The sequence below is a fragment of the Deinococcus hopiensis KR-140 genome, from assembly GCF_900176165.1.
Taxonomy (GTDB): Bacteria; Deinococcota; Deinococci; order Deinococcales; family Deinococcaceae; genus Deinococcus; species Deinococcus hopiensis.
In genome coordinates this window covers 3,101,844-3,128,235 of the sequence record NZ_FWWU01000009.1, presented here as the reverse complement: position 1 = coordinate 3,128,235, position 26,392 = coordinate 3,101,844, and the positions used below count along the sequence as shown (strand labels likewise).

25 protein-coding genes and 1 tRNA gene are annotated in these 26,392 nt (G+C 66.1%); 14 read left to right on the top strand and 12 right to left on the bottom strand.

The genetic code is table 11. The features are described from left to right. Nucleotides 1-25 precede the first annotated feature (25 nt). On the bottom strand, nucleotides 26-1,027 hold the full coding sequence (locus B9A95_RS28680) for an NAD-dependent epimerase/dehydratase family protein (RefSeq protein ID WP_084050720.1): 1,002 nt from the start codon (nucleotides 1,025-1,027) through the stop codon (nucleotides 26-28). 32 nt (nucleotides 1,028-1,059) lie between these two features. On the opposite strand from B9A95_RS28680, the gene B9A95_RS28675 reads away from it, so the two are divergent. Next, nucleotides 1,060-1,347 (top strand): hypothetical protein, encoded by a 288-nt coding sequence (locus B9A95_RS28675; RefSeq protein WP_084050719.1) that lies wholly within the window; start codon nucleotides 1,060-1,062, stop codon nucleotides 1,345-1,347. Between the two features lie 45 nt (nucleotides 1,348-1,392). Here B9A95_RS28675 and dprA read toward each other — a convergent pair whose 3' ends face one another. From dprA to B9A95_RS28635, 8 genes are all read right to left on the bottom strand, one after another. Beyond that, the gene (gene dprA, locus B9A95_RS28670; RefSeq protein WP_245808535.1) at nucleotides 1,393-2,469 is read right to left on the bottom strand and encodes a DNA-processing protein DprA; all 1,077 of its coding nucleotides are present in this window, start codon (nucleotides 2,467-2,469) and stop codon (nucleotides 1,393-1,395) included. A 27-nt stretch (nucleotides 2,470-2,496) separates the two neighbouring features. After that, entirely contained in the window at nucleotides 2,497-3,846 is a 1,350-nt protein-coding gene (locus B9A95_RS28665) for a sensor histidine kinase (protein ID WP_084050718.1), read from the bottom strand. Nucleotides 3,847-4,007: 161 nt separating this feature from the next. Beyond that, complete coding sequence (locus B9A95_RS28660; protein WP_084050717.1) at nucleotides 4,008-4,667, bottom strand: response regulator transcription factor; 660 nt, start codon at nucleotides 4,665-4,667, stop codon at nucleotides 4,008-4,010. Then, the gene (locus B9A95_RS28655) at nucleotides 4,667-5,110 is read right to left on the bottom strand and encodes a hypothetical protein (protein ID WP_084050716.1); all 444 of its coding nucleotides are present in this window, start codon (nucleotides 5,108-5,110) and stop codon (nucleotides 4,667-4,669) included. The genes B9A95_RS28660 and B9A95_RS28655 overlap by 1 nt, the downstream gene beginning before the upstream one ends. A gap of 175 nt (nucleotides 5,111-5,285) precedes the next feature. After that, a complete protein-coding gene (locus B9A95_RS28650; RefSeq protein WP_084050715.1) occupies nucleotides 5,286-6,875 on the bottom strand; it encodes a dihydrolipoamide acetyltransferase family protein in 1,590 nt (529 codons plus the stop codon). Between the two features lie 57 nt (nucleotides 6,876-6,932). Next, nucleotides 6,933-7,166: a hypothetical protein gene (locus tag B9A95_RS28645; RefSeq protein ID WP_084050714.1), complete on the bottom strand. Its 234-nt coding sequence runs from the start codon at nucleotides 7,164-7,166 to the stop codon at nucleotides 6,933-6,935. Nucleotides 7,167-7,179: 13 nt separating this feature from the next. Beyond that, complete coding sequence (locus B9A95_RS28640) at nucleotides 7,180-8,217, bottom strand: alpha-ketoacid dehydrogenase subunit beta (RefSeq protein WP_084050713.1); 1,038 nt, start codon at nucleotides 8,215-8,217, stop codon at nucleotides 7,180-7,182. Beyond that, a complete protein-coding gene (locus B9A95_RS28635) occupies nucleotides 8,214-9,323 on the bottom strand; it encodes a thiamine pyrophosphate-dependent dehydrogenase E1 component subunit alpha (RefSeq protein WP_084050712.1) in 1,110 nt (369 codons plus the stop codon). Before B9A95_RS28635 ends, B9A95_RS28640 begins: the two co-directional genes overlap by 4 nt. A 247-nt stretch (nucleotides 9,324-9,570) precedes the next feature. On the opposite strand from B9A95_RS28635, the gene mnmG reads away from it, so the two are divergent. From mnmG to B9A95_RS28610, 5 genes are all read left to right on the top strand, one after another. Beyond that, nucleotides 9,571-11,382, top strand: a complete 1,812-nt coding sequence (gene mnmG / locus B9A95_RS28630; RefSeq protein WP_084050711.1) for a tRNA uridine-5-carboxymethylaminomethyl(34) synthesis enzyme MnmG — start codon at nucleotides 9,571-9,573, stop codon at nucleotides 11,380-11,382. A gap of 66 nt (nucleotides 11,383-11,448) precedes the next feature. After that, the gene (locus B9A95_RS28625) at nucleotides 11,449-11,775 is read left to right on the top strand and encodes a hypothetical protein (RefSeq protein ID WP_084051045.1); all 327 of its coding nucleotides are present in this window, start codon (nucleotides 11,449-11,451) and stop codon (nucleotides 11,773-11,775) included. Further along, nucleotides 11,772-12,524: a 16S rRNA (guanine(527)-N(7))-methyltransferase RsmG gene (rsmG, locus tag B9A95_RS28620; protein ID WP_084050710.1), complete on the top strand. Its 753-nt coding sequence runs from the start codon at nucleotides 11,772-11,774 to the stop codon at nucleotides 12,522-12,524. Before B9A95_RS28625 ends, rsmG begins: the two co-directional genes overlap by 4 nt. After that, entirely contained in the window at nucleotides 12,521-13,270 is a 750-nt protein-coding gene (locus tag B9A95_RS28615) for a ParA family protein (RefSeq protein WP_084050709.1), read from the top strand. Before rsmG ends, B9A95_RS28615 begins: the two co-directional genes overlap by 4 nt. Beyond that, nucleotides 13,254-14,105 (top strand): ParB/RepB/Spo0J family partition protein, encoded by an 852-nt coding sequence (locus B9A95_RS28610; protein WP_084050708.1) that lies wholly within the window; start codon nucleotides 13,254-13,256, stop codon nucleotides 14,103-14,105. Before B9A95_RS28615 ends, B9A95_RS28610 begins: the two co-directional genes overlap by 17 nt. A 63-nt stretch (nucleotides 14,106-14,168) precedes the next feature. Here the strand turns inward: B9A95_RS28610 and B9A95_RS28605 are convergent, their stop codons facing one another. Continuing rightward, nucleotides 14,169-15,512, bottom strand: a complete 1,344-nt coding sequence (locus tag B9A95_RS28605; protein WP_084050707.1) for a VanW family protein — start codon at nucleotides 15,510-15,512, stop codon at nucleotides 14,169-14,171. A 126-nt stretch (nucleotides 15,513-15,638) separates the two neighbouring features. Next, entirely contained in the window at nucleotides 15,639-16,649 is a 1,011-nt protein-coding gene (locus B9A95_RS28600; RefSeq protein WP_084050706.1) for a YpdA family putative bacillithiol disulfide reductase, read from the bottom strand. Between the two features lie 129 nt (nucleotides 16,650-16,778). Between B9A95_RS28600 and fumC the strand changes: the two genes are divergently transcribed. The 8 genes from fumC (at nucleotide 16,779) to B9A95_RS28560 (ending at nucleotide 24,094) form a co-directional block, all read left to right on the top strand. Then, nucleotides 16,779-18,182 carry a class II fumarate hydratase gene (fumC, locus tag B9A95_RS28595; RefSeq protein WP_084050705.1) on the top strand — a complete coding sequence of 468 codons (1,404 nt, stop codon included), beginning with the start codon at nucleotides 16,779-16,781 and terminating at the stop codon, nucleotides 18,180-18,182. A 112-nt stretch (nucleotides 18,183-18,294) separates the two neighbouring features. Then, nucleotides 18,295-18,582, top strand: a complete 288-nt coding sequence (locus B9A95_RS28590; RefSeq protein WP_084050704.1) for a hypothetical protein — start codon at nucleotides 18,295-18,297, stop codon at nucleotides 18,580-18,582. Between the two features lie 266 nt (nucleotides 18,583-18,848). Further along, nucleotides 18,849-19,337, top strand: coding sequence for a hypothetical protein (locus tag B9A95_RS28585; RefSeq protein WP_084050703.1), 489 nt, complete (start codon nucleotides 18,849-18,851; stop codon nucleotides 19,335-19,337). 71 nt (nucleotides 19,338-19,408) lie between these two features. Continuing rightward, complete coding sequence (gene hemW / locus B9A95_RS28580) at nucleotides 19,409-20,560, top strand: radical SAM family heme chaperone HemW (RefSeq protein ID WP_084050702.1); 1,152 nt, start codon at nucleotides 19,409-19,411, stop codon at nucleotides 20,558-20,560. 223 nt (nucleotides 20,561-20,783) lie between these two features. Then, nucleotides 20,784-22,187 carry a dihydrolipoyl dehydrogenase gene (gene lpdA / locus B9A95_RS28575; RefSeq protein WP_084050701.1) on the top strand — a complete coding sequence of 468 codons (1,404 nt, stop codon included), beginning with the start codon at nucleotides 20,784-20,786 and terminating at the stop codon, nucleotides 22,185-22,187. Between the two features lie 442 nt (nucleotides 22,188-22,629). Continuing rightward, nucleotides 22,630-23,352, top strand: coding sequence for a hypothetical protein (locus tag B9A95_RS28570; RefSeq protein ID WP_084050700.1), 723 nt, complete (start codon nucleotides 22,630-22,632; stop codon nucleotides 23,350-23,352). Continuing rightward, nucleotides 23,349-23,975 carry a hypothetical protein gene (locus B9A95_RS28565; RefSeq protein WP_084050699.1) on the top strand — a complete coding sequence of 209 codons (627 nt, stop codon included), beginning with the start codon at nucleotides 23,349-23,351 and terminating at the stop codon, nucleotides 23,973-23,975. The genes B9A95_RS28570 and B9A95_RS28565 overlap by 4 nt, the downstream gene beginning before the upstream one ends. Nucleotides 23,976-24,017: 42 nt before the next feature. Then, nucleotides 24,018-24,094 (top strand) — tRNA-Arg (locus tag B9A95_RS28560). A gap of 306 nt (nucleotides 24,095-24,400) precedes the next feature. On the opposite strand, the gene tkt is transcribed toward B9A95_RS28560, so the two are convergent. Beyond that, nucleotides 24,401-26,386, bottom strand: a complete 1,986-nt coding sequence (gene tkt / locus B9A95_RS28555; protein ID WP_084050698.1) for a transketolase — start codon at nucleotides 26,384-26,386, stop codon at nucleotides 24,401-24,403. Nucleotides 26,387-26,392: the final 6 nt, after the last annotated feature.

The window sequence follows — 26,392 nt, the reverse complement described above, 5'->3', positions numbered from 1 at the left end:
CTTCCTCCTCGGCAGACGCCCGGACTTACAGCGGCTTCGGGGCCACGATGGCCAGAATTTCGCCTTCATGTTCACGTGAGAAGAGGATTTTTTGAGGGTAGGCCGCGCTCCACGCCCGCGTGTCCCTCGCCGTGGTGAGGGGGTCCGTCAAGGTCAGGCCAGCCGCCAGGGCCTTCTCGTTACTCACGTCCATCAGCCCCCCCTGTTCGCTGCCTACCGGAATCCAGATGGGAAGTTCGTACCAGGCCACGCCCCGGGCCTTCAGGGCTTCCTGGCCCGCCCAAATTGGCTCGGCCCGCACCCCCGTTGCCTCCTGCACCACGTTCACAAACTCCTGCCAGGTCAGGCGCGGCCCAGCGAGGTTGAAGGTGCCCGGCCGATCCTCTTCCAGGACGCGCACGGTAAAGCGGGCGAAGTCGCGGGCGTCGATGACTTGCACAAAGTCTGAGCCGTCGCCCGGAGCCAGAAAGGGGCCACCCTCCGCGATTCGGTCAATCCAGTACGTATAGCGGGCCGTGTGGTCATGGGGTCCGGCCAGAATCTCGGGACGGAGCAGGGTGGCACTCGGGCCGTAGACCTCCTCCACGATCCCCTCGCAGGTCACCTTCAGCGGGCCGTAGGTCTCGCCCGTTACCTCGGTCACGTCCTCAGCGGCGTGGGGAAGGAGGGGGTCTTCCTCGCGCACGGGGTGGCGGCTCTGCTCGGCGTAGACGCTGACGGTGCTGACGAAGACGTAACGGCCCACCCGGTCCCGCAATTCCTCGGCGCTGGCGCGGACCTGCCGAGGTGTGTAGCCGCTCACGTCGATGCAGGCGTCCCAGGTGCGGTTTCCCAATGCCGTCAGACCCGCCGCGCCCTCGTTGCGGTCTCCGCGCAGGCGCTCCACCTCGCCCGGCAATTGGTCGGTCGTGCGTCCACGCGTCAGGACGCTGACCCGGTGACCCGCTGCCAGAAGTGCCTCCACGATGTGTCGCCCCACGAACTGCGTTCCGCCCAGCACGAGGATGCTCTGACCGGTGTGTGTCATGCCTTAGGATGGCACGGCCCTAGACTGGGTCCATGAAAGTCCGTTTCGTCTCCCGCCGCATCCGCGTTCGCCTCGACGATCTGGAGGTGTCGGCGCTGGCCCGTGGAGAAAGCCAGGCGGTGTGGGTGGAGTGGCCCGGTGGGGGCTGGAGGGTCACGCTGGACCCAGGGTCCAAGGGGGTGAAGGGTGAGGGCGGAGCGCTGACCGTCGGTCTCGATGGACGGATACCGGAGCTGCTGACGCCTGAGAATGAGGGCGTGACCCTGCCCGGCCCACCCCGGGTGGACGTGGAGAAGGACTACGGGCCGCAGCACGGGTAGAGGCCTGGAGACGCACAGCCTCTCCCCTGCCCTCTTGCCCGCCTCCTACCGTTTTGACCAGCGTCTTCCCACTTCCTCGGCCAGGCCCATGCGTTGCAGCGTTCCCAGGGCTGTCTGAAGCTCGGGCATGGAGAGGCCCGTCGTGGCGTGCAGATCGTCCAGGGTCGCGGGCGTGGTCAGGGCGGACAGGACCCGGACCTGTTCGGGCGGAAGGTCCGGCAATGGTGGAGTTGGAGCGTTTCCCCAGCCCAGTTCAGTCAGGATGTCCTCCGCCGTTTCGGTCAGGACTGCGCCCTCTCGGAGCAGGCGGTGGGGTCCAGCAGCGCGGGGGTCTCTGGCCCGGCCTGGAACGGCAAAGACGGTTCGGCCACATTCGAGGGCGTGAGTGGCGGTGATCAGGGAACCGCTCTTGAGTTCGCCCTCCACCACGACGGTACCCGCCGACAGGGCGGCGATGATCCGGTGACGCGCCGAGAAGTGGTGCTGCGCTGGGCCCGTGCCCAGCGGGTACTCGCTGACCAGGAGGAGGCGGCGGGCCAGCGCGGTGTTCTCTCGGGGGTAGATCACGTCCACCGCGCTGCCCAGCACGCCGACGCTGACGCCGCCTGCCTCCACGCTGGCCTCGTGCGCGGCAGTGTCCACGCCCGCCGCCAGTCCGCTGACCACCGCGACGTCCGCACGGGCCAGTTCGGCGGCCATGGTGCGCGTGAGGCTTAGGGCGTGCGGACTCGCGTTCCGGGTGCCGACAATACCGATGGCGCGCGGCACCACCGGAAAGTCGGGGAGTTCGCCCAGTACCCACAGCGCGGGTGGCGGATCGCCCAGGGCTCCGAGCGCTTCGGGATAACCAGGCAGGCCCCGCCCCAGCAGTTGCACGCCCGCTTCCCGCGCCTTGCTGATTTCCGTCTCGGCGCGCATGCGAGCTTCAGCTACCCTCAGCTTCGCCAGCGATTTGTTGTTCAGCCCAGGGATATTCCGCAGTTCGGTCAGGGACGCGCCCAGGGCGGCCGCAGCACCGCCAAACTGCGCCCGCATCGCTTCGATGCGCCGGGGACCAAGGCCGGGGGTAAAGCGCAGGGTGAGCAGCGCGTGCAGTTCCGCGCGGTCAGAGGCTGAGGTCACCGGGTCAGGATAGCTGGGCCGCGCGAGCTAGGCAGACGCAGAAACGGTTTCCTCCGCTTCCTCATCCTCCTCGCCGAGGGCCGCGCCGGGAATGGTAAGGCAAAATTGCGCACCCCCGCCCGGAGCGTTGCCCGCGGTCAATGTGCCCCCGTGCATGGTGGCGATCTGCCGGGACACGCTCAGGCCCAGGCCGCTACTGCCGCTGCCGCTGACGAAGGGCTCGAAAATCTGGTCGCCGAGTTCGGGTGGCAGACCGGGGCCAGTGTCACGTACCCGGAAAGTGATGTGCTCGGCGCTCTCCTCTAGGGTCAGGGTAACGTTACCCTCCGGCCCTGCAGCACGGCGGGCGTTGGCGAGCAAGTTCCGCAGCGCCTGGGTCAGGCGGTCAGGGTCGCACAGCAGCATCCCGTCCCAGTGCCCGGCGAAAGTGGTGCCGGGCACCAGTCGGTCCAACCGGCTACGCAGGGTGGTGGCGGGGATAAAGTGCCACGCCAGCCGCATTTCCAGCTGACCGCGCGCGAGCTGCATCAGGTCCTGCGTGGTAAAGGTCAGCTCGTCGGCCACCAGGGCGGCGCGCAGCACCTCAGCGTCCCCGGTGCGGTCCCCGGCCCGGGTCAGGCTGGCCTTCAGGACCGTCAGTGGGGCGCCGAGCTCATGGACGATCTGCCCCAGCAGCTGCTTCTCGCGCGACTGCACCGCCTCGATGCGGACCAGGAGCCGGTTGAGGGCTGCGAGCAGGCGGTGAACCTCGTCCTCCTGCACGGGCAGCGGCAGCGTGGCGAGGCTGCGGGTGGGGTCGATGCGGTCGGCCAGGTCCGCTGCTTCTTCCAAGTTCGCCAGCGCCTTGCGGCCCACCCACCACCCGATCACCAGCATCAGAGCGGGCGTAAGCAGCAGGGCGAACAGCAGTGCCCGAGTGGCGCTCTGCCGGGCCACCACGAGGTCGTCTGTGGGCAGGGCCACCCAGACGGTAAATGTGCCGGCTGCCCGCGTCACTGCCCGCATCGGTGTTCCGCGCACTTCCGGCTGGGTCTGCCCGCTGTAGGGAAAGGGCTCGCCGTTTTCCAGGCCCAGCCCGGCCGCCGCCGTCACCACACGCCCCTGTTCGTCCAGAATGGCCGTGTAGCCGCTGGTGGGTGGGGACTTCTGGCGCAGGCCCAGCTGCGGCGTGGTGAGGCGCTCGGCGACGGCCTCGGCGCGGTCCCCCAGCCGGGCTTGAAACTGCCGGTCCATACTCCGCAACAGCAGGGTCATCACCCCAGCGCCGATCATACCGATCAGGAGCAGCGCCACCAGGGTGTAGGTCAGGGCCAGCCGGAACCGCAGGCTGTGCCGCCACGCCACCCGGGCGGTATGGAGGGGCGCGCTCCGGATCATGGACCTCCGCCCTTGGGTGCAGAGCTGCTGTGGAGTGGCAGGAGGTAAAGCGGCGCGGGCAGCCCTCTCCCACGCCCGCCGAACTGCCGTCTCCCCGTCAACATTTGCTCCAGTGTGTCAGAAAGGCGCGGGCCTTCCCAAAGAGCTTTCCCAGATCTGCCTCACACCTGCAGGACGTAGCCCACGTTGCGGATGGTCCGGATACGCAGGTCGCTGCCCGCCTGCTCCAGCTTCTTGCGCAGCTGGGAGATACGGACCTCCACCGAGTTGCTGTTGGGCGTTTCCCAACCGTACAGGTGCGCCTCGATGTCCGCGCGTGAGAACACGCGCTCAGGCGTGCGCATCATCAGCTCAAGAATGCGCGCCTCGTGTTCGGTGAGGTTTACGTTCTTATCGTTGACGGTCAGCAGCAGGCTGCTTGTCGACAGGCTGGTGTTGCCCAGGTTCACGCCCGTTCCGGCGGCCGTGCGCCTCAGGAGAGCCGTGATGCGCGCGTCAAGTTCGGGCATGGCAAAGGGCTTGGTGAGGTAGTCGTCGGCCCCCGCATTCAGGCCTGCCACCCGCTCCTGTACGCCGCTGCGTGCCGAGAGCACCAGCACGGGCGTGCTGGAATACTGCCGTAGCGCCTGCACGAGGTCCAGACCGTCGCCATCAGGAAGGTTAAGGTCCAGCAAGATCAGCTGCGGTGAGTGGGTGCCCAACCACGCCTGCGCGCTCTTAAGCGTCGGGGCGTGCTCGACGAGGTAATCGGCCGAGAGGTATTCCTTGAGCAGCGGGCCGAGGTGCGGATCGTCCTCGACGACGAGAATTTGGGCGAGCATCACTGACCTCCAGGTGTTTTGGGAGAATTGGGCTTGCCCTTCTCTTTCTCTTTGTTCTTGTCGGGGGCGCTGCGCAGTCCCGGCAATTCCAGAATCTGGGTGGCGGGCTGGACCTGCACGCTCAGCTTCAGGCCCGACAGAAATTTCGTGAGGGTCACGTCGCTGCCCGGCGTGTCCAGGGTCAGCTGGCCGTCCTTGATCAGCCCGTTGTAACCGCTTTGCACGCCATTGTAGAGGCCCCGGGCCTTCTCGTCTTCGTCGCGGGAAAAGACCAGTTTGACCGGGCCGACGTAACCCTGCAGCAGCTGCACAGTCATCCGCCCACCGCTGGTTTCCCCTGATCCCAGCACGTCCCGCAGTTCCGGGTCCCAGACAATCAGCCGCAGCGCCTGCGCCGGAGCGGCGAGCGCGAGCAGGGTCAGGAGCACGGGGATGCGGTTCATCACGGTCAATCTATCCAATCCCGGAACGCCACGCTGGAGTCTGCGTTCCATCTTTCACCACCCTAACGCGCCAATCTGACGGCGCTATGACGTGGCCTTTAAGAAAAGCCGTCAGCAGTGGGCCGTCAGCGCTCGGCCCTGAAGCTGACGGCTGACGGCGAACCGCTGAGGGCCCTTACATCGCTTCGAGCATCAGGCGGTCCGGGCTTTCCAGCAGGCGAATCACTTCCTTGCAGAAGCGCGCGGCTTCAGCGCCATCCACCAGACGGTGATCAAAGCTCAGAGACAGGTACATCATATGCGCCACGACGATGTTGTCGTGTTCGTCCACGATGGGGCGCTTCACGATGGAGTGGACGCCCAGAATCGCTGCGTCGGGCACATTGATGATGGGGAACGAGAACAGCGCTCCGATAGAGCCGATGTTCGTGACCGAGAAGGTGCTGCCCGCCAGCTCATCGGGCGTGAGTTTGCCTGCCTGGGCCCGCGAGGCGAGGTCCCCCACCTGCCGAGCAAGTTCAAAGACGCTCTTCTGGTTTACGTCACGCAGAACGGGCACCGTGAGGCCCGCGTCGGTCGCCACCGCCATGCCGAGGTTGAAGTAGCGCTTCATTACGATCTCGCCCGTGGCCTCGTCGAACGAGGAGTTGAGGCTGGGGTACTTGCGCAGCGCCACTGCCACCGCCTTGAAGATGAAGGGGAGGTAGGAGAGCTTGACGCCCGCGGCCTGCGCCTCGCCTTTCACCCGTGCGCGGAACTCGACGAGCTTGGTGAGGTTCACCTCGTCCACCGTCAGGGTCCGCACCGTGTAGAGGTGGCTGGCCTGCATCTGGTTGGAGATGGCCCGCCTCATGCCGCGCAGGGGCACCCGGTCTTCGAGGTGCTCGTACCCCTTGGGCGTGCGGTACTGCACCGGCGTGACCGGCATTCCGCCGGTGCCCTTGGCCGCTGGGGCGCTGGGAACGGGGGTTGGAGCCGGAGCGGCAGCCTGGGGTTGAGGCGTGGGCACAGCTTGGGCCACGGCTGCGGGCGCAGCCTGCCCCTGTCCGTGTTCGGTTACGTCCTGCACGCGCACACGGCCATTCGGACCGCTGCCCCGCACCTGCGCGAGGTCCACGCCCAGTTCGCGCGCCAGTTGCCGGGCGGCGGGGACGGCCAGCACGCGGCCATTCGTGCGGCCCGAAGGCGTCTGCTCACGGTTGAGGATGCTGCCTGTGCCGCCGGTGTACGTGCCGGGCGCGCCGCTGCCGCTCCGGTTGCCCAGCCCCTGCAGCTTCACCGTCTCGTCGGACGAGAACGCCTTGAAGAGGCTCGCGTCGTCGTCCCCCTTGGCCTGCACGTGCCCAGCCTCCACGATGCTGCCACCCTCGCCGCCCACATGCTCGCGCTCCTCGGCGGCTTGGGTGGGAAGGGAGGTGTGGTTCGCCTCAGGGTTCTGTGCCGTCTCCTGAACCGCTTCGGTGATGCTGGGGGCCACGGTCTGGGCGGCGTTGCTCACGCCCTCCCCTCCTCCATGCCCTCCGGCCTCACCGGGTTCGGCAATCACGGCGATCGGGGCGTGAACGGCCACCACATCGCCCTCGTTCGCCAACCTCTGCTGCAGCACGCCGGCATAGGGGCTGGGGAGTTCCACCGTGACTTTGTCGGTCATGACTTCGCACAAGGGCTGTTCCAGGGCAACGGTCTCGCCCTCGGCCACCAGCCATTTTAGAATTTCGCCCTCGACAACGCTCTCGGCGAGTTCGGGCAGCAAGACTTGTTTCATGGATACCTCAGGATTGGAGTGGGGGAGCTGCCGGCTGAACGCCGGCAGCAATGGGGGTCAGTGGAGAAACAGGATTCGGAGCAGGCCGTACAGGAGCAGTGCGGCGCCAAGGCCCTGGATCCAGCGTTCGCCCCGTCCGTAGACCCAGGCCGTGATCCCCAGAGCCACGAACAGGCTGCCGACGATCACACCCGGCCACGGCTCGGGGGCACGCTCCGAAAGGGCATACACCCCAAAGCCGGCGGCGAGGCCGATGACCCCCAGCAGGGGCCGCAGGGCATCAGGCTTCATGCGCCGCGCTCCATCAGTAGTTCAGGGCCCGGACGCATGCGGCGGCGATGCGGTTCGCGCCGGGCAGGTACACCTTGTCCTGCACGTAGGGGTAGGGCGTGTCGAAGCCCGCCACCTGCAACACGGGTGAGAGCAGGGCATCGAACAGCTGCTCCTGGATGACGTAGGCGACCTCACCCATAAAGTTGGAGGTGCGCGGAGCCTCGCTCACAAGCACGGCGCGGCCCGTCTTCTCCACGCTGCCGAGCACGAGGTCCCGGTCCCAAGGTACGAGCGAGCGCAAGTCGATCACCTCGGCCTGCACGCCCTCAGCCGCGAGGGCCTGGGCGGCCTTCTCGGCGTCGGGCATCACGCCGCCGTAGCCGATGATGGTGAGGTCCGTGCCCTCGCGACGCACCGCACCTTTGCCGATCTCGACGGTGTAGTCGCCGGTGGGCACCTCACCCTTTGCCGCGCGGTAGAGCCGTTTGGGCTCGAAGTAGATCACGGGGTCTCCGCCACGCACCGCCGCCTTGAGCAGGCCCTTGGCGTCGTAAGGGGTGGACGGCATGACAACTTTGAGGCCCGGAGTATGTGCAAAGTAGCTTTCCGGACTCTGGCTGTGGTGGTGCCCGCCCTTCACACCGCCGCCCGAGGGCGTGCGAATGACCAGAGGGGAAGTAAACTGTCCGCCCGAGCGGTAACGGATCTTGGCGGCCTGGCTGATGATCTGATCGAAGCCGGGACCCATGTAGTCCGCGAACTGGATCTCGGCGATGGGACGCAGGCCCCGCACCGCCATGCCTACGGCAGCCCCCACGATGCTCGCTTCGCTGAGAGGCGTGTCGAACACCCGCTTTGCACCGAACTGGGCTTGTAGACCAGCAGTGGCGAGAAACACGCCTCCGCGCGCGCCCACGTCTTCCCCAAACACCACGACGCGTTCGTCGCGGGCAAGTTCGTCGGCCATCGCTTCGGTGATTGCCTGGATCAGCGTCAGTGTTCGGGTTTCCTCGGCAGCGTTGGCCGTGGGTTTGGGCTCTGCTGCTTTGGACTGGGTTGTCGCCGTCATGCCCGGCCCCCTTCCTGTTCCTGGCGCAGGAACGCGGCCTGCTCCCGCAGATGCACCGGTGTGTCCGCATACACGTCCTCGAACATGATGCGCCAGTCGGGCTGCCCAGTGGCCTCGGCGGCGAGGACGGCCTCGTCCACTTCACGGTGGGCAGCGCTGATCAGGCCTGCGCGTTCCTCGGCCGTCACCGGCTGGCCGAGATGCTCCAGCAGCCGCTCCACCCGAACGATGGGGTCGCGCGCCAGCCACTCGCCCACTTCCTCTCGGGTGCGGTAGAACTTCTCGGCGTCCGCGTCCGCGTTGGAGTGTGAACCGACGCGGTAGGTCAGGCACTCGACGAGGGCAGGTCCTTTGCCAGCACGTACCTCGGCCGCCACGTGCCCCAACACTTCCATCACGGCGACGATGTCGTTGCCGTCCACGTAATAGCCGGGCATCCCGTAGGCCTTCGCCTTGATGTGAATGGTCTCGCTGGCGGTCTGCGCCCGCAGATTGGTGCTGATGGCCCACTGGTTGTTCTCGCATACGAACAGGCAAGGCGCGCCCGCTGCCCCCGCCATGTTCATGCCTGCGTGCCAGTCGCCCTCACTCGTGGCTCCATCACCAAAGGTGCATACCGTGATCTCGTCCGTGCCCAGGTACTTCTGGGCCATCGCGTTTCCGGCCGCCGGCGGTACCTGCGAGGCGATGGAGGAACTGATCGACACGAAGTTCTGGCGGGCCGCCGCAAAGTGATGCGGCATCTGTCGGCCCCTCGACAGATCCGAATTGGTCCCCAGGCATTGGCTGACGAGATCGGCCATAGGGACGCCCATCGCCAGGCCGAGGGCATGGTCACGGTAGTACGGCCACACCCAGTCGTGGCCAACGCGCAGCGAACGGGCCAGGCCCACCTGCGTTGCCTCCATACCGCTTGCCTGGGCATAGAAGGTGGTGCGGCCCTGTCGCAACAGGGTGACGAGTTTGCGGTCAAATTCCCGCGCCCGTACCATCTCGCCGTGCAGCTCACGCAGCACCTCGGGGGTAAAGCGGACGGGCAGGTCCCGCACGGGTTGGCCGTCTTCAGAGACCCACCGCAGCGGATCAGACGTGAACGGCTGAATCATGAAGCCTCCTGAGCGGCAGGGGTTGGGACTGCCCGCAGGCAGCCGTACCCCGGAAGTATTGGTCTAACGCTCGTTAGGTATTCTAGCCGCTTGTCTATCCCTGCGGCTCCACTCTCCCTGCCCCGCCTCCCGCTGCCCCGTCTTCCAGAGGGGGACGCGACGGGTTTTGTTTGATTTCACGTGAAACGCCTCTACCGTCACCCCGAGCGGAATGCCGCCTCTCCCCCACTGCTACACTCGTCGCGAGATGAGTGGCTGGAATGTCGTTGTTATCGGAGGCGGACACGCAGGGCTTGAAGCGGCCTGGGCCGCCGCAAAGTTCGCTCCCACGGCGCTGCTGGTTGCCAACCCGGCCACCATCGGCCGTATGCCCTGCAACCCGGCTGTAGGTGGCCCCGGCAAGAGCCAGCTGGTGTTCGAGGTGCAGGCACTGGGGGGTCTGATGGGGCGGCTGGCCGACGAGACGGCCATCCATACCCGCGTGTTGAACGCGAGTAAGGGACCGGCCGTACAGTCGCTGCGCGTGCAAAATGAGCGTGACGCCTACGCCGAACGGGCGCAGGACATCATTCTGGGCCACTCCAGCATCGAGGTGGTGCGGGGGGAAGCGGCGGACCTGGAGGCTGATGGTCAGGGAGGCTGGTGGGTGGTCACGACAGATGGGCGCCGACTGCATGCCCGCAGCGTGGTGGTGGCTGCTGGGACATTTATGCGTGGCGTCACCTGGTATGGCCGGCACTCCCGTCCCGAAGGGCGTCAGGGCGAGCCACCCTCGCGTTTCCTGAGTACGCCGCTGGCCCGAGGTGGACACGTCCTCAAGCGCTACAAGACGGGCACGCCACCCCGGGTACGTGCGGACTCGGTACGCTTCTCGGATCTGCTGGAACTGCCTGCCGACCCTCAGCCCCGGGGCTTTACGGGCCAGCCAGGACCGCGGGCCGCAGTATCACCCACCTGGCAGACCCACACCACCCCAGAAACCCACCGCCTGATTCACGAGAACCTCCACGAGTCACCTATGTATGCCGGCGATATCGAGGGTCTGGGGCCGCGCTACTGCCCCAGCATCGAAGACAAGGTGGTGCGCTTTGCCCACCATGACCGCCACCTTCTGTTTGTGGAACCGGACGGCATCCAGACCAGCGAGGTCTACCTGCAGGGCTTCAGTTCCAGCCTTCCCCCAGCGTTGCAAGACCAGTTGGTCCGAACGCTGCCGGGCTTCGAGCAGGCGGTTATTCACCGTTACGCCTACGCTGTGGAATACGACGTGGTGGATTCGACCGAGTTGACCCTCAATCTAGAGTCGCGCTTCTTACCGGGAGTTTTCACAGCCGGGCAGATTAACGGTACGAGCGGTTACGAGGAGGCAGCGGCCCAGGGCCTGGTGGCGGGAACGGCCGCGGGGCGGCGAGCTGAGGGGCTTCCCGAACGTCAGATTTCACGTGAAACGGGGTATATCGGGGTTCTGCTTGACGACCTGGTTTTCAAGGGAAGCGACGAGCCCTACCGCATGATGACCAGCCGTGTAGAACACCGCCTGCTTGTGCGTCAGGACAACGCCGATGAGCGGCTGACAAGTCTGGGTGTGCAGCTCGGCCTGGTGGATCAAGCGACCCAGCAGGAGGTCCAAGGGAAGTACATCCGGGTTCAAGCGGGCATTCGCGCGCTGCAGACCCAGCGGGTGCAGGGGCAGACGGGGGAGACCTGGTTGCGGCGTCCGGAATTTGGCCTGGAAGACGTGGAGGCGCTGGGTCTGGTGCTTCCCACCCTTTCGCCGGAGGAACGCGAGGCTGTGGCGATCCGCGTGAAGTACGCGGGTTACATCGAACGGGCCGAGCGCCAGTTGGCTGCCGAGGGCCGCGCTCGGCAATTGAGCCTGGCCGGCGTGGACTTCCTGGCCATCGGCTCCTTGTCCAATGAGGCGCGTGAGAAGCTGAACCGCTCGCGCCCCAGCACCGTGGAACAGGCCTCACGCCTTCCCGGAGTTCGGCACGCCGACATCAGCGCCCTGCTTGTCCACCTCCGCAGGCAAGGCGAGTCTCAGCACTCTGGGGGGTAGCGCGCTTGACCTCCCGCCCGTTTCACGGGAAACTTGACGGTGAAACAAGAGGCAGGAGAGGTGGCGTTGATCCCAACATTGCTGGAGCAGGGCGTCCTGCTGGGCGTTCTTATCGGAGAGGGTCACTTCGGTGGCGATGGCAAACAGCCGCAGGTGACGGTCCGGATGCATCTGCGGCACGAGCGGCTGTTTCACCGCCTTGTCGCGTGGTGCCCGGGTTCACGCCTGTACGGGCCCTACCACCACGGAGGCCGCAGCTACTTTCAATGGATGGCGCGGGGCGACACGCTGCGGAAACACCTGGTGCCGTTGTTGGACGCCCTGCCTCTGGAGGAGATGGATGAACACGTATTCGAGCGGTACACCGCGATGAAAGAGAAGTACAGCTTATGACGCCCGAAGGCGAGGCGTTGTTGAGGCAGGGCATGGGGGAACTGGGGTTGGAATTGTCGGCCGAGCAGGTGGAGCAGTTCAGGCAGCTTCACGAACTGCTGCTGCAGGGGGCCGCCCAGATGAACCTCACGGCCCTGCGGCAAGAGCGCGACATCGTGCTCAAGCATTTTGTGGATTCGCTGACCTGCCTGCGCGGCGGTTGGCTGGCGGAGCAGGGGGTGGCTGGGGAAAAGCGCGCGCTGGATCTGGGCACAGGCGCGGGGTTTCCCGCCCTGCCCCTCGCCATTGTGCACCCCGAACTTCAGCTCGTACCGGTGGACGCCACCCGCAAGAAGGTGGACTTTGTGGCCCGGACCGCCGCCGCCCTCGGGCTCACGCAGGTTCGGCCGCTTACTGGGCGGGCAGAGACGCTGGGCCAGGACCCCGAACACCGCGAGCGGTATGGACGGGTGGTCACGCGGGCGGTGGCGGCCCTGCCCATCTTGGCCGAGCTGGCCCTGCCGTTCCTGCCCGTCGGCGGCCTGCTCGTCGCCCAGAAGGGCCCGATCACTCCGGAGGAACTGGAGGCCGGCACGAGGGCTGCGGCCGAGGTGGGCGGCGAGCTCCGCACGGTGGAGCCCTTCACGCTGCCCGTGACCGGGGACGCGCGGACCCTCGTGATCGTGGAGAAAGTGGCTCCGACGCCTCCAAAATATCCCCGCCGCGAGGGTGTGCCAAACCGTAAGCCGCTATTCTGGCAGGCGACGTGAAAACCCTGGGAGTCGTGAATCAGAAGGGTGGGGTGGGCAAGACGACCACCGCCATCAACCTCGGCGCTTACCTGGCCGCGGGCGGACGACGGGTGCTGCTGCTGGACATGGATCCCCAGGGCAACGCGACGAGTGGCCTGGGGCTGCGCGGTGCTGGGCAGGGGCTCTATGAGGCTCTGGGTGAGCCTGCCCGGGTGGCCGAATTCGTGCAACCGACCTCGCAGAACGGCCTGGACGTGCTGCCCGCCACGCCGGACCTCGCCGGAGCTGGGGTGGAACTGGCCGACGATCCCGATGCCCTGGCCCGCCTGCTTGCCAGTGTCCAGGGATATGACATCGCCCTGATCGATGCGCCGCCCAGCCTGGGACCGCTGACGGTCAATGTGCTTGCCGCCGCCGACGCCCTGCTGATCCCCCTGCAGGCCGAGTATTACGCGCTGGAGGGGCTGGCCGGGCTGATGGAAACGGTGGAGCGCGTGCAGGGTGGGCTCAACCCCCGCCTGAAGGTGCTGGGCGTGGCACTCACGATGTTTGATGGGCGCACCAACCTCGCGCAGGAAGTCGAGTCGATGGTGCGGCAACACTTCGGGGAACTGGTGTTCTGGTCTGTGGTGCCGCGCAACGTGCGGCTCTCGGAGGCCCCCAGCTTCGCCAAACCCATCAATGCCTTCGCGCCGCTGTCCAGTGGGGCCGCCGCCTACAAGCGCCTCAGCGAGGAGGTGATGCAGCGTGTCGAAAAAATCTAGCCTGGGCCGGGGCCTCGACGCCCTGCTCAGCCGTCCTCAGGGGGCCGAAACCGCCGGAGCTCCAGGCACATTGGTGCAGCAGGTCCGGATCGACCGGATCATGCAGGCGGCCTACCAGCCCCGGCAGGTGTTCGGACCCGAATCGCTGGCCGAACTGGCGGGCAGTATCCGGGAGAAGGGCGTGCTGCAACCCCTCCTCGTGCGGCCACGCGGCGAGAACTTTGAGATCGTGGCGGGCGAGCGGCGTTGGCGGGCTTCCCAACTCGCCGGGCTGACGGAAGTGCCCGTTCTGATCCGGGACCTTGGAGACCGGGAAGCCCTGGAGATCGCCATCATCGAGAACCTCCAGCGCGAGGACCTCGGACCGCTGGAAGAGGCTCGGGCCTACCAGGCGCTGCTGGACCAGGGGCTCAACCAGGAGGGCGTCGCGCAGGCGGTAGGCAAGGGCCGCTCCACCATCTCCAACTCGCTGCGGCTGCTCACGCTGCCCGAGCGCGCTCAGCGGGCCCTGGAGGGAGGTGAGATCAGCGCCGGACATGCCCGCGCCATTCTCGCCCAGCCCGAGGAAGACCGGGCCTGGGCGCTGGAGCAGATTCGGACGCGCCGCCTGAACGTGCGTGAGGCAGAAGGGTTGAAGCGCGAGGCGCGGGGCACGGCTCCCATCGCCGTTAATCCCCCCCGCGCCTACCGGCAGGTAGAGCTGGCCCTCAGCCGCCGCACGGGCACGAAGGTACGGATCACGGGCGACGACAGGGGCCGGGTGGAGCTGAACTACGCCTCCCGGGAGGAACTGGACCGCATCCTCGAACTGCTGGGGTACGCCGCCGAGGAATAGCGGAGACAACGGGGAAGAGGGGCAGACCTGCGCAGGTCTGCCCCTCTTCTTTTCCCTGGCGCTTTAGCGCTTGGTGCCGACCAGGAAGATGTTGGGCCAGGGCCGGTACACACTCTTCAGGGTGTCTTGCTTGATGACCTGCCCCTCTTGCAGGAAGCGGCGGGTCACTTCGGTCACGGCTCCCTTGGCGGCCCAGTCCACCTGCTTACGCTGTCCTGCGGGCAGGCTGGCATCCCGAATCAGGCGGTCCGCGGGCGAAGGGGTGGTGCTGAGCACCTTCGGCGTGCCGACTTCGACCGTAAAGGGCCGGGCTTTGCCGAACACGCTGATGCGCAGACGCGCTTCTGTGTCGTCCCAGTCGGCCTGGAACCACAGGGCACCGCCGGTGTCATTGGTGAATTTCAGGTCCTGGCTGGGCTGATAGATGGTGGCGTCCAGGCCCTGCGGATCGTAGTAGAACACCTGATAGGAGTGGTTGCGCCGTTCCACGATGGGCAAGCCCGCGCCGTACAGGGCCCGGAAGGCCGTTGTGCTGACCTGGCAGATGCCGCCGCCCACACCGTTCGCGGTCCGGTCTCCCGAGATCACCAGGCCCGTAACGTAGCCGCTCCGGGTGCTGATGGGCCCAATGAACTGGTTGAATGAAAAAACCTTGCCTTCGAACAGCCGGTCCTGGAAATTGTGCGTGCCCGTATGGATGTTGGTCATACGGGCCGCACTGCTGCCGTAGTAGTTCGTCTCGCCCGTCGCCAGGAACGAGGTGATGCCGCGGGAGGCGAAGAAATCCAGCGTGCGCTTGGGGGTGATCTGCCCGGTAATGACCACGCCGGCCTTGACCGCCAGCGGGTTTTTCAGAGCGGCGAGCACGTTGGCCCGGGTCTGCGCCAGGTCCACCTTCAGGCCGTTGTGCTGCACCACGGCCCAACCCGTGCCGAGTTCCTCGAAGCGGGCGTCTTGCACCCCAGTGGGCAGTTCGGCCAGAAAGCGGGTCAGCTCTGCGTCCAGGGTGGTGGAAACGCCGCCCTTGTTGCGCAGGAGCGTCACGCGGTCCGGCGAGAGCGTCAGCGTACGCGTGAAGGGCAGCAGGGTTTTCTTGCCGTTCACCAGGGCAGGCAGCTTCCACTGAGCGGTGATGAGGAGCGGCGTGGGGATGCGGCGGGGAGGAGCGGGCTGCACGGGCGGAGGCGCCGGCAAAGTGGGAGAGGGCGTGGGAGTCGGCGTCTGCTCGGCGGGCACAGGTTCCACCGGCGCAGGTTCTGCTGGTGCGGGGTCTGTGGGTTGGGGCCCGGGGGCCGGTTCCGGTGCGGGAACAGAGGCGGGCGGTGGCGCCGGAACCTCCTGCTGCGCGAGCGCGCCTCCCACCAACAGACTCACGGCGAGGGCAACGGTTCTGGAAAACGGGGCCATGGGGGGCAGTATTTCACGGCCTCCCACTTCAAACGTGACCGCGTTCCGGGGGGAACGCTTCGAAAAGGGAGACCGCCCCTGTCTTTCGGGCAGGGAAGAGGAGGAGCGGCGGACAGGACGCCGGGTTCAGCGCCCCGACAACACTTCTTCCCTCAGCGGTGCGAGCTGGCGCTCAATCTCCGCCACTGCATGCAGCGCGTGGTGCCGTCCGTTCTCGATAAATACCTGGTTGGTCTTGCCTGCAAAGCCCGCCGAGCCCACCACGAACAAGCCGGGAACCGTGCTCTGGTAATGCCCGTCCAGCACCAGACATTCGTCGGCCTGCTGCGCCAGGTCCAGGCCAGAAAGAAACGAGAGGTCTGGTCGGTACCCCGTCAACGCGAAGGTGAAGTGGGTAGGCAGTTCCCAGGTGGTGCCGTCCGCCCGCTGCACCAAGACGTGCTCGGGGTGAATCTCTACCACCTGGGAGTTGAACTGCGCGGAGATGCTGCCCTCCTTGATGCGGTTTTCCAGATCGGGCCGTACCCAGTATTTGATGGTGGGCTTGAGTTCGGGAGCCCGCACGATCATCGTCACGTTCGCCCCGCCGCGCCACAGATCCAGGGCCGCGTCCGCCGCGCTGTTGCCCGCACCAATCACGGTGACGTTGAGGCCCATGAAGGGGTGGGCCTCGGTGTAGTAGTGGCTGACATTCTCGCCGTCCTCGCCGGGAATACCGAGTTGCAGGGGGTTGTCATAGTAGCCGGTGGCCACCACGACGCGCCGGGCTTCCACCACGTCCCCGCTGCCGTCCTGCGCCTCGACCTCCAGTGTGAAGCCCGCCGGAGCCGCGTGAACCCGCTTCACCTCGGTGTACAGCCGCACGTTCAGCTCCTCACGCTGCGTTACGAGTCGGTAGTACATCAGTGCGTCGCGGCGGTCTGGCTTGTCGTGACCCGTTACAAACGGATGGTTGCCGATTTCCAGCTCCGGGGCCGTCGTGAAAAAGCCCATATAGGTGGGGTACTCGAAGATGGCGTTCACCACACAGCCCTTTTCCAGCACCACGTAGCTCAGGCCCACCCGCTTGCAGGCGATGGCGGCGGCGAGCCCCACTGGCCCGGCCCCCACGATGGCGACGTCGAACATCTGACTCATGGAGCAAAGTGTGTCACGCAGGCTGGGGGCAGACGGTGAGGCGGGCTGGAGAAGGGAGCTCCTCTCCACCGCCCCCGTCTCCCAGGCCGTGACGCCTGCCGCCCCGAAGACCCCCGGTACACTGACCCCATGAGCGACAACCCGCACACCCGTACCGAGTCCGACACGATGGGCCAGCTTCAGGTGGCCGCCGACCGCTACTGGGGCGCGCAGACGCAGCGCTCAATCCAGAACTTCCCCATCGGCCGCGACACCTTCGTGTGGGGCCGTCCGGTCATCCGCGCCCTGGGCATCCTGAAAAAAGGAGCCGCGCAGGCCAACGCCGAACTCGGTGAACTGCCGGAGGACGTGGCGGACCTGATCGTGCAGGCCGCCGACGAGGTGATCGCCGGGAAGCTCGACGCCCACTTTCCGCTGGTGGTCTTTCAGACCGGCTCGGGGACCCAGAGCAACATGAACGCGAACGAGGTAATCTCCAACCGCGCCACCGAACTGGCTGGTGGCGAGATGGGGTCCAAGAAGCCCGTCCACCCAAATGACCATGTGAACCGGGGCCAGAGCAGCAACGACACCTTCCCCACGGCCATGCACATCGCCGTGGTGCTGGAGCTGAACGAACGGCTCTACGGCACAGTGGGTACGCTGCGCGACACGCTGGCGGCAAAGGCCGAGCAGTACCGGGACCTCGTGAAGGTGGGCCGCACCCACCTGCAGGACGCCACGCCCATCACGCTGGGGCAGGAGATCGGCAGTTGGGTGGCGCAGATCGACTTTGCCCTGGCCGAGGTGCGGCATTCCGAGCAGGGCCTATATGACCTCGCCATCGGGGGCACGGCGGTGGGCACGGGCCTGAACGCACACCCGAAGTTCGGCGACCTCGCCGCGCAGAAGTTCGCCGCCGAGACGGGCTTCCCCTTCCGTTCGGCGGAAAACAAGTTCGCGGCCCTCTCTGCGCACGACGCGCTCGTGCAGACCTCTGCGGCGCTGCGGACCCTTTCAGGAGCCCTGATGAAGATGGCGAACGACGTGCGCTGGCTGGCCTCGGGCCCCCGCAACGGCATTGGCGAGATTGTGATTCCTGAGAATGAGCCGGGCAGCAGCATCATGCCGGGCAAGGTCAACCCCACCCAGAGCGAGGCCCTGACGATGGTCGCGACGCGCGTGTTCGGCAACGATGCCACCGTGGCCTTCGCTGGTTCTCAGGGCAACTTCCAGCTCAACGTGTTCAAGCCCGTGATGGTCCACGCCGTGTTGGAGAGCATCCGGTTGATCGCGGACGCCAGCCTCGCCTTCAACGACAACTGCGCGGTGGGCATTGAGCCGAACGAGGACAGGATCAAGGCGAACCTCGGCACCAATCTGATGCAGGTTACCGCCCTGAACAAGCATATCGGCTACGACAAGGCCGCTGCCATCGCCAAAAAGGCGCACAAGGAGGGCACCAGCCTGAAGGACGCGGCCCTCGCGCTCGGTCACGTGACCGAGGACGAGTTCGCGCAGTGGGTGGTGCCGCTGGAAATGACGCGGAACTGAAAGGAAGGACCTGGAGGGGAGGCCGCCTCGGGGAGAGGCGGCTTCCTCAATTTCGCCTCCTGCCCGTCACGCTTGCCGCTGCAGTGCGGGCATAAAGTACGGGCGTCTTTGCGTGGTTCTGCTGACCACCGCACCGGGAGGCGTCATTGCCCTGGCTCCCCCTGACATCTTTGTGATCGGCTCTTTTCGTCTCCTCAAACTGTTGAGTCACGTTCTGGTGCTCAGCCTTCTGATCGCCATTGCCTCGTTCCTCCCCCTCGCGGTGGCCGCCTCCTGTTTGGGTGTGCTCAGAGCGGGACTGCCGAAGGCCGGTGATTCGGAGGTCCGTTCGGCGGCCGGAGAGCAACGGAAGCTGTCCGCGCCGGCTCCTTTCGGAAGAATTCCGGTTCATCAGCCATGAAATAGCCGGTTGACCCGAGCGGAGCGAGCAGGAAAAACGGTGACGACAGAAGTGGAATCACCGGAGCGGAGGGGAGGATCCGGAAACCGTATCAGACATCAACGCCTGCACCGGACGGTGGACCTCACGCCTGTGTTCCGGGTGACTAAAACATCCGGATGCATAAATGGGCTTTTTCTGTAAGACGCGCTATATTTTCAACATCACCGCCTGAGAGGCGGCTTTTTTATCGCTTCTCGCCGGTCCCCACGCCGTATCCTGCCTTCATGAACCACACCCGCACCTGGACCGATCTGTATGGCTCGGCCCGCGCCAGTTTCGAGGGCCGAGCCGGAGGACACCGCTGGCTGGTGGCCGTATCGCCAGAACTGGCCGCTACCGTGCCTGCCCAGCTGGCAACTGTGGACGGCAAGGGCCAGGTGGACCTCGTCGTGCACGACGGCCTCACGCCCCTCCTTGCCGCCCTGAGCGAATTGGCGCCCCGGGGCGTGGCGGTGGTGGCCGGGCGGCCCCTCGCGTCCGGCCCGGAAGTCACGGTGCCGGAACGTCAGGTGGAGGACGGAGGCGGCGCGCCCTACCGCGAGGGCGGCACCTTTCCCGCTTGGCAGGGCGCGAGGGGCCGTGAGGGGGAAGGGGGCGAGAACACGGCTGCGAGCGCTGTCGCCTCGCTGGGACTGCCCGTCGTCGTGACCATCGCCGAAGACCTGCGGGCCACCCTGGAAGCCTGGATGGACGCCACGCCACACGGACGATAAGCGCGGACGCCTGGAAAGCAAACGAAACCTGGACCCTACGCTCCGCGCCGTCTCCCGCGTACCTTTTCCATGTGCCTGCCCTCGATCCCACCGTTCGCCACCTCTACGTGCACGTGCCCTTCTGCCCTACGATCTGCCCGTACTGCGACTTTCACGTCCTGACCCGCCGGGCAGGACTGGTGGAGCGGTATCTGCAGCGGGTGGAGGAAGAGGCCGCGCGACTGGCAGACACCTACCGGGTGGACCTCGACACGGTGTATATCGGCGGTGGTACCCCCAGCTTTCTGCGCGAGGCCGAGATGGAGGCCCTGGCAAGCAGCGTTCGCCGCCACCTGGGCTGGGGCCAGGTGGAAAACACGCTGGAGATCAATCCGGGTACGGTCAGCCCAGCAAGGGCCGCGTTCTGGCGCGACCTGGGTTTTGATCGTGCCTCGGTGGGTGTGCAGAGCCTGGACGACGCGACGCTGAGGTTCCTGGGCCGCCAGCACGACGCCCGGCAGGGGCGGGAAGCCGTGACCACCCTCGCTGACCGGGGCTTTCGCGTCAGTGGTGACCTAATCACGGCCGTGCCCGGTCAACCGCTGGAGAGTGACATTCGCGGCCTGGTGGACCTGGGGGTGGGTCACGTCAGCGCCTATACCCTCACCATCGAGCCGGGCACCGAGTTTGCTCGCCGGGGTGTGACGGTGGAGGAAGACGACGAGCGCGTGGGCTTCGAGCAGACGGAAGCCCAACTGACCGAACTGGGCTTCACCCGCTATGAGATCAGCAACTATGCCCGCCCCGGTGAGGAGTCACGCCACAACCTCGCCTACTGGTACGGGCGAACATACCTGGGACTGGGGCCAGGAGCAGCGGGGCACTATCCAGCAGAGGGCACAGAGCAGAGGGCAGAGGGTTTGCAGCACCCCACTCCACTGACCCTCCGCCGCACCAATCCCCATCTGCACGAGTGGCTGATGGGCACAGAGGGCCAGACGCTGCCTATAGATGGTGGGGAATACGTCACCGACGCCCTCTTTATGGGCCTGCGGCTGCGGGAAGGGGTGAATCTGGCCGACCTCTCATCGCGCAGTGGAGTGAACGTGCGGGAACGGTATGCGGAGGCCATGACCGTCAACATTCGCCGGGGTCTGCTGACGTTCGACGGGCATCGGCTACGCGCGACGCCTCAGGGTTGGTGGGTCCTTAACCGGGTGGTGACAGATTTTTTGGAGGGCTAAGGTCCTGCCGCCCAAGCAGCAGGCGCCTTGACTTTTTGCGAAGGCCTCCGCTCAATTTTCCTGTTGCCAGGGACTCGGGAGAATCGGATTGAACTATTTCGTAAAAGATGAGCTTGGGTGTCCATCTCCCCCTCGGGTTTACCACCGCAACTGGTCAGTCGGCCCCGTCCAACTATCCGGGCAAGTCACGGACGGCCCCATGGGTGGGCGTTAGACTGCCCGCATGACGAAACAGATGGACTTTGATCTCCTGGTGATCGGTGCGGGTCCGGGCGGCTACCACGCGGCCATTCGCGCGGCGCAGCTGGGCCTCAAAGTCGCCTGCGCCGAGCGCGAGGCGGTGGGCGGCGTGTGCCTCAACGTGGGTTGCATTCCCACCAAAGCGCTGCTGCACGCAGGTGAGCAGATGGCGGCGGCCCGGCACGCCTCGGACTTCGGCCTGACCTTTGGGGAACAGACCCTGAATGTTCAAAAGCTCAACGGCTGGAAAGACGGCATTGTCAAGAAGCTCACGGGTGGGGTGAGCAGTCTGTTCAAGGCGAACAAGGTCACGCACCTGATTGGTCAGGCCAGCTTCGTTGACCCCCACACCGTGCAGGTGGGCGACAAGACGTACACAGCGGGCAGCATTATCATCGCCACCGGCTCGGAGCCCGCCCGCATTCCGGGGCTGGAGGTAGACCAGCAGGGCATCGTGGACTCCACGGGCGCGCTGGTGGTGCCTGATCCGCTTCCCAGATCCATGCTGTGCGTGGGTGGCGGCGTGATCGGCTTCGAATTCGCGCACGTGTACAACAACCTCGGTGCGAAGGTAAAGGTCATTGAGTTCCTCCCGACGATCATTCCGGGGGCGGACGCCGACGCGGTGAAGGAATTTCAGAAGTCGATGAAAAAGCAGGGCATCGAGATCCAGACCGAGACGAAGGCCAACAAGGCCGAGAAAAGGAGTGACGGCATTCACGTCGAGTTGGAGAGCGTGAAGACCGGCGAGAAGCGCACCGAGGTCTTTGACCGCGTGCTCGTGGCCGTAGGCCGCCGTCCGCGTACCGATGGCCTAAATGCACAGGCGGCGGGCGTGCACGTCACGGACCGGGGCTTTGTCCCCGCCGACGAGCAGCAGCGCACCAATGTGCCCCACATCTATTCCATCGGCGACGTGGCCGGAAACCCCATGCTCGCGCACAAGGCGATGAAAGAGGGCCTGGTGGCCGCTGAGGTCATTGCGGGCAAGCCTTCAGCGCAGGACGCCGTTGCCATTCCTGGCGTCGTCTATACCTCGCCCGAGTTGGCCTGGGTGGGCCTGACGGAAGCCGAGGCGAAGGAAAAGGGCTACACGGTCAAGACCGGCGTGTTCCCGCTCTCGGCGTCGGGCCGCGCGATGACGCTGCAGCAGACCGACGGCTTCGTGAAGATGGTGGTGGAAAAGGACACCGACCTGCTGTTGGGCGTCCACATCGTCGGCCCCCACGCTTCGGACATGCTGGGCGAAGCGAGCTTGGCGTTGGAGATGGCCGCCACCGCCACCGATATCGCCCTGACCATTCACGCGCACCCCACCCTGGGTGAGAGCGTGCTGGAGGCCGCCGAGGCCGTGCACAAGCAGGCCATTCACATCATGAACAGGTAGCTCAGCCCAGGGCCGTCAGCGGGGACCCCATAAGGTCCCCGCTTAAGCTTTTGGCGTGCCGGACTTCCGGCTTCGCCCCTCAGGGCAGCGGACCTCCCCTCTGTGGTGCGGACCTTTGTCGCCACTTTCAACGCCGCGCCCTGGTCCGGGGCGTGGACAGGGAAACGGCCCTGGCCCCGCAGTGTGACGGGGGAGGTGTGCCTGGAAGCTGTCCTCGTGCATGACGGCGTAAACTCCTCGCCCGTCACCGCGCCGACGCGGAAGCGCGCAGTGTGCAGCGCATTTTGCTCCTCGCGGCGCGCGACTCAGTCGGGGCGACGTCTTACACACGCCTCGGCTTTCGGTGGGCATGCCGGCGGGTCATCCTTGTCCGCCATGACCCTTCCCAAAAGACGAATGTGCGGTCACTGTGGCGTTCTTCACGTTGTAAAGTCGGCCAGATATGAATCCACTTCACCCTCTGTTTCGCCTCGCGCTGGGCAGCGCCGCCACCATGTCGGTGCTGACGGCCTGCCCCCGTTACACGCCGCCCCCCATGGGTCCCAACCTGACCTTTACGTTTCCGGCCATCACCGACACCACCAACGTGATAATCGCCGCGGTGGCTTTCGAGCAACAGGCGGACGAGACCTACAAGCCGAAGGTGGTGGCCCAAAACCCCATCGGCTACAGCCAGGGCGGTCCTTCCAACACGACGGCTTCCCTGTACTACTGGGGCGACGCCATCGGGTCTTTGCCCAACAATGCCAAATGCACCACGCCCTTTATCACGGGTGAGGCGTCGGGCAAGCAGGAGGTGACGGTCACGCCGAATACCGTCAAGACCTGCAACGTCTACTTCTCGGTGTACCGCGACAGCAACCGCAATGGAACGCCGGAATCGGGCGAGGAGCTGTACATCACGCACGACATCTACAGCTATGCGAGCGAGGCGTTCAGCTACCGCTACGTCTACGCCAAGGACGGCAATATCAGCACAGAGACGGGCAACCGCACGCAGGGTTGGTCTGTGGTCCGCCATCAAGTCCTGCAGCCCTCGGCAACGCCGGGCCGCTACCAGATCACCATGAACAGCGTGCCCGCGGAAGATCTGGGCATCGCCATGCGGATGCATGAGGACAGCAACTTCTTCACCAGCCAGAGCCTGACCGGAGGCCACAAATGAAGCGCGCCGCCATCTTGACCGTGTTGGGACTGACGCTGACTGCCTGCGCGGGCGGCAGCGCGGGCAGCCCCACAAGCAACCGTCCACCCCTGCCCACAGGGGTGGAAGTCCGTTACCCGGCAGCCCCCTCAGGCGCGTCGGTGTACCTCAATCTGTTGACCGATGGCGGCGAGAGCGTGTACCAGAAGGCCGTGACCGCCGGCTCGGTCAAGACCGAGGTGGACCCGGTGACCTGGAAGGCCAAGAGTGCGCTGGCCGCTCCCATCGAGGGTCTGATTCCTGCCGGAGCGATAAACGCCGCGGTCAGTAAGCTGGGCGTTCCCGTTTTGCTGCTGCACTGGGTGATGTGGCAAGACCGGGACGGCAACGGGCAGCGTGGCGAAGGCGAGACCCTGGACCTGATGAGCCACGACCGTGTGGCGTACGCCTCAGAGGCCGTCAGCGCCGACTTCACGACTGCCAGCCCCAAGATGGTGCAGCACTGGCAGTTCGCGCAGGGCTGGGGCCGGGCCGAGCATAACGTGTACCTGCCGTTAGGGGACGTCACCTACCGCCGTACCCTGGAAAGCAGCGTCCTGCAACGCTACGAACTCCACGTGGCGACGCCGGTGACCAGCCAGTAAAGCTGGCCTGGAGGGGTGCGCGGCTGCTATACTCCCGGCTGCGCGCTCGTAGCTCAGCTGGATAGAGCGGCCCCCTCCTAAGGGGCAGGTCTCGCGTTCGAATCGCGACGAGCGCACCACGTCCAGTGCGGAGAAAACCCCCGGTGAAGGCCGGGGGTTTTCGGCAATTTGTGTCGTAGGCCCCTGGCGGTCGACGTTCCCGAAGCGGGCCCCACCAGGCCACCTCACGAGATTGAGCGACATGGTCGTGCGGTGGGCCGTACTTCCCAGCGCTGGCACGCCGGGGCCTGCGCCAGGAGCACCGGGCAGGAAGGTCAGTGACTTCCCGGGCACAGCGCAGCGGCAGGGAGGTGATGCGGAGGGTTTGTACCCTCCGCGTCACCTCCCTGTTACGCTCTTCCACTGCAGTGGGGTGAAGCTGGGGCCTACAGCAGTTCCCTGACCACCTTCGTCACGTTTTCCACGCTGAACCCGAACTTTTCAAACAGGACGCTGGCAGGAGCCGACGCGCCGAAGGTGTCCATGCCAATCACGGCCCCGTCGGTGCCCACCCACTCGTACCACGGCGTCTTGCTGGCGGCTTCAATGGCCACCCGCTTCACACCGGGAGTCAGCACCGAGTCGCGGTAGGTGGCGTCCTGCTCACGAAAGGCTTCCATGCAGGGCATGGACACCACGCGCGCTTGAATGCCGTCGCCCGCAAGCGCCTCGGCAGCGCTGAGCGCAAGGCTCACTTCCGAGCCCGAGGCAACCAGAATCACGGCCGCCTGCCCGCCCTCAGCGTCGCGGACCACATACGCGCCTTTGCGAACGCCTGCGTGGTTGCGGGGCAAGATGGGCAGGTCCTGACGAGAGAGGGCCAGCGCCGTGGGACCCTTGTCATGTTCCAGTGCCATCTGCCACGCGGCGGCCGTCTCGTTGGCGTCGGCGGGGCGGATCACGCGGGCGTTCGGCACGGCCCGCAGCATGGCGAGCTGCTCGATGGGCTGGTGGGTGGGGCCGTCTTCACCCAGACCGATGGAATCGTGGGTCAGCACGTAGGTAACGGGCTGAAACTGAATGGCCGAGAGGCGGAAGGCGGGCTTGAGGTAGTCTGCGAACACCAAGAAGGTGCCCACAAGCGGGCGCAGACCCCCGTACAGCGATAGACCGTTGGCCGCTGCCGCCATGCCAAACTCGCGCACCCCGAAATAGACGTTGCGGCCCCCATAGTTGCCGGGCTCCAGCGTGCCGCCGTCCTTGATCGTCGTTTTGGTGCTGCCCGACAGGTCCGCGCTGCCGCCCATCAGGCCGGGCACCACCTTGGCGAGCGCATTAATCACTTCGCCGCTGGCGTTGCGCGTCGCCACCCCCTTGCTGCCCACCTCATAGGAGGGCAGGGCGTCGGCGAGGTTCTCGGGCAGCTTGCGGGCGAGCAGGGCGTCTACCTCGGCCCCGAGTTCAGGATGTGCGGCGCGGTAACGCTCCATCAGCGCCTGCCACTCGGCCTCCTGGGCCTGACCGCGCTCACGGGCATCCATGTGGGCCTTCACGCTGTCGGGCACGGTAAAGGGCGGATAGGTCCAGCCCAGGGCCTCCTTGGTGGCCGCCACGCCCTCTGCGCCCAGCGGCTCGCCGTGGGCCTTGCTCGTGCCCGCGCGGGGGCTGCCGAAGCCGATCACTGTGCGCACCTGAATCAGGGTGGGCTGCGCTGCGTTGCCCTGGGCCTGACGAACGGCCCGCTCGATCTCGCCCAGATCGTTGCCGTCGGCCACCTTCAGCACTTCCCAGCCGTAGGCGAGGAAGCGGGCAGCGGTGTCCTCGGACTCGGCCTTGTCGGTGGCGGTGTCGAGCTGCACGTGGTTGTCGTCGTGCAGCCAGATCAGCTTGCCGAGCTTCAGGTGCCCGGCGAACGCGGCGGCCTCGTGGTTGATGCCCTCCTGCAGGTCACCATCACCCAAAATGGAATAGACGTAATTGCCAAAGATGGGCAGCTCGGGGCGGTTGTAACGCGCGGCGAGGTGATGTTCGGCCATTGCCAGGCCCACGCTCATGGCCGCGCCCTGGCCCAGCGGTCCGGTGGTGGCGTCCAGGCCCTTGGTGTGGAAGAACTCCGGGTGACCGGGCGTCTTGCTGCCCCACTGGCGGAAACGCTTGATGTCCTCCAGCGGCATGTCGTAGCCGGTGAGGTGCAGCAGCGAGTAGATCAGCATGGAGGCGTGCCCCGCCGACAGCACAAAGCGGTCCCTGCCCGGCCATTCGGGGTTTTGCGGGTTGTGGCGCAGGAAGTTCTGCCACAGCACGTAGGCCATCGGAGCCATACCCAGCGGCGCGCCAGGGTGCCCACTGTTGGCGGCCTGCACGGCGTCGATGGCGAGCGTGCGGATGGTGTTAACGCTCAACTGCGCTACGGCCTGCTGTTCGGCACTCATGAGGGC

Excerpts from the sequence above, each read along its gene's own strand:
- B9A95_RS28635 (WP_084050712.1), bottom strand. The coding sequence starts at position 9,323 with ATGATTCAGCCGTTCACGTCTGATCCGCTGCGGTGGGTCTCTGAAGAC.
- B9A95_RS28640 (WP_084050713.1), bottom strand. The coding sequence starts at position 8,217 with ATGACGGCGACAACCCAGTCCAAAGCAGCAGAGCCCAAACCCACGGCC.
- B9A95_RS28570 (WP_084050700.1), top strand. The coding sequence starts at position 22,630 with ATGAATCCACTTCACCCTCTGTTTCGCCTCGCGCTGGGCAGCGCCGCC.
- mnmG (WP_084050711.1), top strand. The coding sequence starts at position 9,571 with ATGAGTGGCTGGAATGTCGTTGTTATCGGAGGCGGACACGCAGGGCTT.
- B9A95_RS28675 (WP_084050719.1), top strand. The coding sequence starts at position 1,060 with ATGAAAGTCCGTTTCGTCTCCCGCCGCATCCGCGTTCGCCTCGACGAT.
- B9A95_RS28605 (WP_084050707.1), bottom strand. The coding sequence starts at position 15,512 with ATGGCCCCGTTTTCCAGAACCGTTGCCCTCGCCGTGAGTCTGTTGGTG.
- B9A95_RS28655 (WP_084050716.1), bottom strand. The coding sequence starts at position 5,110 with ATGAACCGCATCCCCGTGCTCCTGACCCTGCTCGCGCTCGCCGCTCCG.
- B9A95_RS28650 (WP_084050715.1), bottom strand. The coding sequence starts at position 6,875 with ATGAAACAAGTCTTGCTGCCCGAACTCGCCGAGAGCGTTGTCGAGGGC.
- tkt (WP_084050698.1), bottom strand. The coding sequence starts at position 26,386 with ATGAGTGCCGAACAGCAGGCCGTAGCGCAGTTGAGCGTTAACACCATC.
- lpdA (WP_084050701.1), top strand. The coding sequence starts at position 20,784 with ATGACGAAACAGATGGACTTTGATCTCCTGGTGATCGGTGCGGGTCCG.
- fumC (WP_084050705.1), top strand. The coding sequence starts at position 16,779 with ATGAGCGACAACCCGCACACCCGTACCGAGTCCGACACGATGGGCCAG.
- B9A95_RS28565 (WP_084050699.1), top strand. The coding sequence starts at position 23,349 with ATGAAGCGCGCCGCCATCTTGACCGTGTTGGGACTGACGCTGACTGCC.
- B9A95_RS28660 (WP_084050717.1), bottom strand. The coding sequence starts at position 4,667 with ATGCTCGCCCAAATTCTCGTCGTCGAGGACGATCCGCACCTCGGCCCG.
- B9A95_RS28665 (WP_084050718.1), bottom strand. The coding sequence starts at position 3,846 with ATGATCCGGAGCGCGCCCCTCCATACCGCCCGGGTGGCGTGGCGGCAC.
- B9A95_RS28645 (WP_084050714.1), bottom strand. The coding sequence starts at position 7,166 with ATGAAGCCTGATGCCCTGCGGCCCCTGCTGGGGGTCATCGGCCTCGCC.
- rsmG (WP_084050710.1), top strand. The coding sequence starts at position 11,772 with ATGACGCCCGAAGGCGAGGCGTTGTTGAGGCAGGGCATGGGGGAACTG.
- B9A95_RS28600 (WP_084050706.1), bottom strand. The coding sequence starts at position 16,649 with ATGAGTCAGATGTTCGACGTCGCCATCGTGGGGGCCGGGCCAGTGGGG.
- B9A95_RS28680 (WP_084050720.1), bottom strand. The coding sequence starts at position 1,027 with ATGACACACACCGGTCAGAGCATCCTCGTGCTGGGCGGAACGCAGTTC.
- B9A95_RS28585 (WP_084050703.1), top strand. The coding sequence starts at position 18,849 with ATGAACCACACCCGCACCTGGACCGATCTGTATGGCTCGGCCCGCGCC.